General features: G+C 35.4%; 5 protein-coding genes and 1 pseudogene. 5 read left to right on the forward strand and 1 reads right to left on the reverse strand.

Translation table 11 applies throughout. The features are described 5' to 3' along the window. The 5 genes from ACY10D_RS03710 to ACY10D_RS03730 all read left to right on the forward strand — a co-directional run bounded on the left by ACY10D_RS03710 (position 1) and on the right by ACY10D_RS03730 (position 6,873). Complete coding sequence (locus ACY10D_RS03710) at positions 1-1,032, forward strand: type VI secretion system protein IglI family protein (protein ID WP_486999429.1); 1,032 nt, start codon at positions 1-3, stop codon at positions 1,030-1,032. A 56-nt stretch (positions 1,033-1,088) separates the two neighbouring features. Continuing rightward, positions 1,089-1,964, forward strand: a complete 876-nt coding sequence (locus ACY10D_RS03715) for a helix-turn-helix transcriptional regulator (protein ID WP_486999430.1) — start codon at positions 1,089-1,091, stop codon at positions 1,962-1,964. Positions 1,965-2,054: 90 nt separating this feature from the next. Continuing rightward, a complete protein-coding gene (locus ACY10D_RS03720; RefSeq protein ID WP_486999431.1) occupies positions 2,055-4,355 on the forward strand; it encodes a hypothetical protein in 2,301 nt (766 codons plus the stop codon). A gap of 27 nt (positions 4,356-4,382) precedes the next feature. Continuing rightward, complete coding sequence (locus ACY10D_RS03725; protein ID WP_486999432.1) at positions 4,383-6,071, forward strand: hypothetical protein; 1,689 nt, start codon at positions 4,383-4,385, stop codon at positions 6,069-6,071. Position 6,072: 1 nt separating this feature from the next. After that, a complete protein-coding gene (locus tag ACY10D_RS03730) occupies positions 6,073-6,873 on the forward strand; it encodes a hypothetical protein (protein WP_486999433.1) in 801 nt (266 codons plus the stop codon). A gap of 33 nt (positions 6,874-6,906) precedes the next feature. Here ACY10D_RS03730 and ACY10D_RS03735 read toward each other — a convergent pair. Then, positions 6,907-7,106: pseudogene (locus tag ACY10D_RS03735) on the reverse strand (hypothetical protein); the annotation flags it as partial.

The raw sequence follows: 7,106 nt of genomic DNA on the forward strand, positions 1-7,106 counted from the left end.
ATGAAAAATATACAAGAGATAGATTTTATCCAAGGAAGACTTGGTTTGGCAGAGCTTTCTGACTTACAAGCACATATTGAGTCATTGGATTATGAGCGTCTTTTAACCTCAGCATTTGAGGTGCTGAAAGAAGAACAAATTTTAGATATACGTGTTATTTTTTATTGGCTAGTTAGTAAATTAAGAACTGTTAATATTACTGAGGTATCCACCATACTGGATAAGTTCACGGCATTTTTTGCCGATCAACTGGCGATGATCTCTCCACAAGATAACTATATGAAACTATTCAAAGGTGTATATAAGTGGAGTTTTCAAACGATCGAAGAAATGTTGCAAAAAGCAAGCCCTGTCGCAATTACAAAGATGGAACAAGAAACATTATCCAATGCATTTAGTCACTTCATGGAGATGTTGAAAACATGCTTTGCTGAAACACAATTAAACTTTGAAGAGGACTATTTCATCTTATTACGTAAAATTAATAAGATTAAGCTGAAAGAGGAGAGTGTGGCAGTTGATGTACAACATAATGATATTGAGCAACGAGATATTAATCAAAGTTCATCCTTAAATCATTTAAGTAATGATGCGATGGATCAAGGCAGTCAAAAATGGCAAATACTCAAACAAAAAATTAAGTTGCTCACAGAGTTGATTGAAAAGAAAAATCACTTTGCAGCAGCTGTGGTTTATGCAGATGTTAGTCATATACTACAGCACTTTGATCCCAGAGAATATTTCCCAGAGGCCTTTTTGGCGCTTTATCAAATACTTAATGTGGAAACGCTGGCACAAATATTGAGCTTTACTCAGGAGCAGCAAAACACCGTTGAGTGGATGCTTTTATCTCAGCAGTACCAAATGGCGCCAGAGCTGTTACTCACAGCAGGGAACGTAAGTTCTAAAACAATACTGAGTGACAATAATAAAATGCAAGATACTCAGAAGAATCAGCAAATATCAGAGAATTATAATCTGGCTTCAGCTGAAGATGCTGATCATGACTTTGATGATTTAAATGACTTTTAAACGCTAAACTCTGACTTGTTCAAAACGATCAATGAGTGAATAAGTGATTATATGCTATGATGACTGATATTGAGGAGCAACAAGAGTGTAACACATTGATTTTAAATAACGATATCATTAAGTTGATTATCAATACCAAAGAATATGCAAAGTTGCGTGGTGTTTCAATCGCTAATACTGAGCCTATCAAGCGAATTGTCAATATGACTGCACCAGAATTAAATGTCAGAAACTATACTTTTTTGCGTGTATGGCCAGACTTTTCTATATTTATACTATCGTCAGATTTGAAGCTTGTTCGTTCGTATGTGTTAAAGCAATTATGGAAAGAGGATAAAGTTTATTCGATTAATAGCATTGAACCTATTTACAATCGTTTAGAGAGCTTTTGTCAAGAAAGTAAAGCAGCTTATCAGCGGATTATTCATCGTGAGCATGGTTTCTTACCCATTGTCATTGAGTATGATCTTGGTGTCTGTAAAGACTGTCATTGCTTTTTGCTTGGAGTTAACGATGGTAAATATCGTTATCAGGAGCTATTTAATCAACTATTTGATACCGTTTTGTATTTCTATCGTCAATTTAGGGAAGGTGATTTTAAACATCAAAGAGTACATTACTTTACAACAGAAAAAATGTCTAAAGAGCATAGACACTATGATTTAAGTAGTACATTCTCTCCTTATGATGAACTTAAAGAAGAGTATAGCCTAACAAACAAAAACGTCGATTATATCAAACTAATTGCGCTTGGTATGAGTGCAAGCCAGATTGCAAATACATTAAATCGTTCACTTAGAACCGTTGAAAAATCAGTTGATGCAATTCGACATAAATTTAGATTTGATAACCGTCAACAACTAGATGTTTTCTTGCAAATGTTTTACAAGTCTAAAGTCAAAGAGCATATTCGAACTAAAGAAATGTATTAAAAAACAGCAAAATAGGTAGACCTCCCCCATAATTTATGTCTGAAAACTTGATAGTTTAGTTTAAGGAAAGCAATAAAAGGATAACAAGTTATGGGGTTATTTAGTTCTTTAATTCCTGGAGGCTCTGCGCTCTCTAGCCTCAGTGATCACGTTCAGACCAGTGTTCAACAAGGTACTCAGCGTGCGGTAACTAATGCGGCAACTAAAGTTGTACTGGAGTCCTTATCTCCTGATATATCGCCAAGTAAAAATAATTCAGTTAATAAGCTGCATCAAGATTTAGCGCAAGATGTTTCAAGAACAGGGGTGTCAAGTAAAAAATATTACTGGGCAGGCTTAAAAAATGGTGGATTTAAGAAAAGAGAAGTGGATCAAAAAACAGGGATGGAACTTATCTTCCAGCTCTATCAAAAAGCAAATGTCTTACCCAATCCACAAATGTATTTTGATCCAAGCGATACGTATAAAACGGTTCCTTTAATTGGAACGCTGAAAATTCGTTTAAATAGCTATATGACACGACAAAACTTGGAGCAAATCCTACAAAGACAGAGTGTCTTTATGTATCAAAATGTTGCACATGAGAGTAACTTCTCAGCCTATGCTATTGAGTTAATGCAAGTCTTTTCCAAGTATTACGCAGGTCATGAGAGTGATAAAATTCAAGATTCTACAGTGGAGATAAAAAGTATCAAAATGTTCTCACAGAAAGATTATTTATGGTTATTAAATGAGAATATTGATTATATAACAAAACTTTCTGAGCAGCATTTAGATTACTATACATTAAGCACCTTTTCTGACAGAGTAAGGCTCTGGCATATGCTCGTTTATGAAGATACCTTTATAGATGGTAAGGCGAAACATTTACTAGAAGGCGTTGTAAAGCAGTTATTTCAGAATTTATTTGCAGTTGCTTATTATCAGGTACAAAGCCTATGTACATATTATTGCACCCGATCTTTGGTGTCTAAGCTTGATGAAAGCTTATTTATGAATGAAGCTGCGTTGGAAGGTATGTATAAATTTTTGTCTTCACCTGATATTATTCGAGATGAAATTAAGCAAAGTTTACCGATAATTGAAGCTGGTCTACGCTATATTCCTAAAAATAATCGCTCAACATCTCAATCCAAAACATCTGAAGCAATTGCTGCTAATAATCAGGTGGTGGCAAGGGAGATTAAAATTGATGAGAATATCCTAGCGAAAAAAGTTGATGCACCTGAGATTAAGAAGCTTATTGAGCAGCTAACTTGGTTATTGCCGCATGTGGCAATGCAAAGTGGTGCAAACTATAGTGATGAAAATCAGGTTGGTTATAAATATGCAATAGCACGCGCACATAGCATTATTCAATCATTACAAAAAGTAACAATTACAAATATCACTCATCGAGATGCCTATTATGCAATTATTCAGAAATGCGTGATTGGAGAATCGAGCGAGTTACAGCAAGACTGGAAAAAACTGATTCCCAATGGGAGTAATCCAGATCGATTAAAATTAGATCATGGTAAAAGAAGATATGGGGGATCTCGTACGGGGAGTGTGCGTAAATCATTTCAGGAGCATGCAGATAGGAATAAATTGCATGACAAGGTGTATGAGCTTATTTTTAGTTTTGTTCGTTTTGGCCTTTACACTGCATTAATTCGTTTTTACCGAGATTATGCCCAAGAGTTTGGTGATAGTACTATTTCACTAATTGGTAAGAAATGTATTGACACTATTAAAAGAGCAGCAACAGAATTGCAAACGGCGACACAATTGATGACACGTATTTCTAATGGTTATGAGTCAAAAGATCTAAGAGGCATTCAACGAGGCGCCTTTAAAAGTGAACTTCAGTCGATTACTGATATGTCTAAAAAATTGATTGTAGAGCTCAAAACACGCAATAAAGAAGTTATGATACAGCTTGGACTTTATGAACAAACAGGGGTTACTATGAGCTCAATTCGTGCAGCTGTTTCATCTAACTCGACCGTAGGGGGAGGAGAGGCTAGCGGCTTGCAAACGACACTTGGTATTACTAATGAGCAAAATAAAGCAGTTTCAGCAATGAGTAACTTAAATTTGGATAATACGATGGTGCTTGATCATATTAAGCAAGGAATTGTCAATTATTATGAGCTGGTATCTGGAAAGTTAACAAAAGGTGGACTGCTTAAAATCTTAAGTAGTTCGGAAATGGCAGCAGATGCAAAAACGGCAATAGGACGTATACGAACGGTATTAGCACAAGAGGAGAAAGTGGCAATACATGGTATGGGTTATCAGGATGACATTAATTCACAGAATTTTAATCCTCAATTCTTTAAGAGAGATAATGACTCGATAAATAAGTTTAAAGAAAAATTAAATCTAATGAAACAACCTGTGTTATAGACTAATTTAACTTTTTGGAGAAGAAATATGTTGTCGTCAATTAGTTCGGGGCTAAATAAGTCTCAAGGTTTAAGTATTAATGAAAAAGAGTTCTTACCTATTTTAGATTGTTATCGCGGGCGTGACGCAGAGTCAACCGTACCAATTACGGCGGGCTTTGAGATTAGTGATCCTAAACAAACAGGCTATTTGTTTTGGCGTAAGTTAAAAATTGATCTGGTTAATGATGTTTTTGATAAAAAGAATATGTACTCAGTGTCTGGACGTTATTTAGCAGCGCAAACGCCGGTGTCATCAAGTATTTATTGTAAATACTGTGTGTATCTAGCTGAGCCACTGGAGCGGTATCTACGTATCGTTGCTAAGCGCGCTAATAACTACTTTAAAGGCGCTGCACCACAGCGGATGTGGGTGGCTATGGAGAATTATGGATGGATGATGGATCTTGCCAGTAAGAATTTTGACTATAATACGCTTTTAAGCTTCCTCAACCGACTAAAACTATGGAAGCGTCTAACCGTTATGAGTAATGTTACCGGAACATCACCTCTTGGGGGAGGTAAAGGTGACTGTTATAAGGCGTTTGTTGAGCTATACGACAAAGGGGTCAGAGTATTTGCTAAGTTAAACACTCACCTTCTAACACGTAGCTATTATTCAAAGTTTGAAGCAGCCAAAAATGTGGTTACATCAGCGGCAAGATTGGCAGAGAGCTTTACACTCTCAAGTACATTCTTAGCTGGCAAATTTATTAGTCAATTTGATAAAATGTGTCATGTTTCAACCTATAAAGTTTCTATTGATAACGTAGAGCGGGTAAAGGCCAAAGTTATGGGTTTTCAAAAAATTCTAAAGGATGAAGACTTGCTATATTTATATGCTGTAAACAACACATCAGAGGAAGTGGATGATTTTGATGATGAGGTTTCACCTTACCGAAAATTATTATATTTATATGACGGGATGTCTAAAGGAGGGAAGAGTGAAGTTGACACTCACAAATTTATAGAACAGACTATTGCCCTTTTTTCAGAGGGTCAAGCAATAAAAAAAGAAAGTGGATCTATAAAACTCATGGAAAATTATGTTCCCAATCAACATAGTAAGATTTCACAGGTTAATCAAAATAGTAAATCAGCAAATTTATTGAAAAAGTTTGTCGCAGAGAAAAATGAACATGTGGTTTATGCAATAGAACAGTTATACGGCCAGCTTTATCCAAATATAAACAATAAAAATTGGGATATTTTGCATAATAATAAATCTTACGTAAGAGAAAAAGCAACTAGTGTTAAAATTGCGATTTCAAAACTTGACCAGCGTAGAGATAATACAACTGCAACTCGTGCTGTATCAGAAGAAATTAAAAAATCTGAGAAGGCGCTCAAAAGGCAGATTTTACTCGATCAACAAGGTATAAATGAAATCAAAGAGGGTTTATCAAGGTATTTCTCTAGGTTCTACTGGCTCAAAGAGACACATGAAGAGAAGATTAGAGAGAAATTCTCATCTTTGTCAGATTTATTAAAGCCCATTGCAAATAATGAAGGCGGTGAAACTTTAGAAGAAAGGCTCAAAAAGCTATTGAAGCTTTATAATGAAACAGATGTCTTAGTGAAAAGTGCGCTCAGTGAAATAGAAACAGACCTAAAAGCATATATTGAAAATTATACTCCAAACAATACAACTCATTTTAAAAAAAGGTGCAAACTTTGATGTGTTGATGGCGAATGTCTTAAATGCATTTTTAGATGCGAAGGATAATAAAAATATATATGCAAAATCAGAAGTTTCATTTCGCTTTGGTTCTAACATTATTACCAGTGATGGGCGTTTACATCTAGAGCTTTTAGCGAATTACTTGATTGTGATAACTAAACAAATTGAATTGCTGTTGCAGGTTCCATTGTTAAACTTTATGCTGTTAATTGTTCAAGAGTATGGTGATGCGATTTTTGATAAAGAAGTAGACATTAGCGCTAATCAAGTGTCAAATTTAAAGAAAATTAAGACGTGCTTTACTGAGCTGGATACACGGATAAAAGGTATAATGAAGGATGCTTCAAATAGGATGCTTGTTTTGGGTGAGGATGTTGGGCTTATCCGTAATGATGGCGATAAGCTATTATCATCGACTAACCAAGGATATGAGATTGCTAAGTCATTCGAAAAAGCACTCAATCGTTATGGACGGATATCGCAAGAAATTGCTTTTCAGACCAAAGTACGTGAGCAATTTGCTAATCAAGGAGAGGGTGTTACCATAGCTAAAGTGCGTGAATTTTTTCATAATAATAGCAATGAAGTACAAGTCTCAATTAACGAAGACTATCAATATATTGGCCAATTCATGGAAAAATTATCACGATATGCTGATAGTGATTACCATGCAGACTATGTTGATTTAGATGAAGCGTCTAATGATAGAGAAGTTATCTCCAAGATAAGAAAAACATTAGACAAGCATAATCTTGAGACAACGAATGACTATTTGGCAAGCTTGAATACATTGTGTTGATCTCTGGCGTCTATTTGTCATACAGTAACTGGATCAGTCTTGGTGCAGTTTTGGATGTAATCGATAGGGCTTTAAAAGTCGGTTAATAGTAGCTGAGCTTACTGATTGCAGCTGATCCTTGATTTCATTAGAAAGATTGCCGTGATGTTGTTCATAAAAAGGCAACCACTCTGGCAGAATCATTTTTAAACGTTGTCCACATATCTGATCACTAATAAGCCAAATGTCCTTGA

The organism is Cysteiniphilum sp. (assembly GCF_057495195.1).

What these genes read in the sequence shown, in the direction of transcription:
- ACY10D_RS03710 (WP_486999429.1), top strand. Translation starts at nt 1, where the DNA reads ATGAAAAATATACAAGAGATAGATTTTATCCAAGGAAGACTTGGTTTG.
- ACY10D_RS03715 (WP_486999430.1), top strand. Translation starts at nt 1,089, where the DNA reads ATGATGACTGATATTGAGGAGCAACAAGAGTGTAACACATTGATTTTA.
- ACY10D_RS03720 (WP_486999431.1), top strand. Translation starts at nt 2,055, where the DNA reads ATGGGGTTATTTAGTTCTTTAATTCCTGGAGGCTCTGCGCTCTCTAGC.
- ACY10D_RS03725 (WP_486999432.1), top strand. Translation starts at nt 4,383, where the DNA reads ATGTTGTCGTCAATTAGTTCGGGGCTAAATAAGTCTCAAGGTTTAAGT.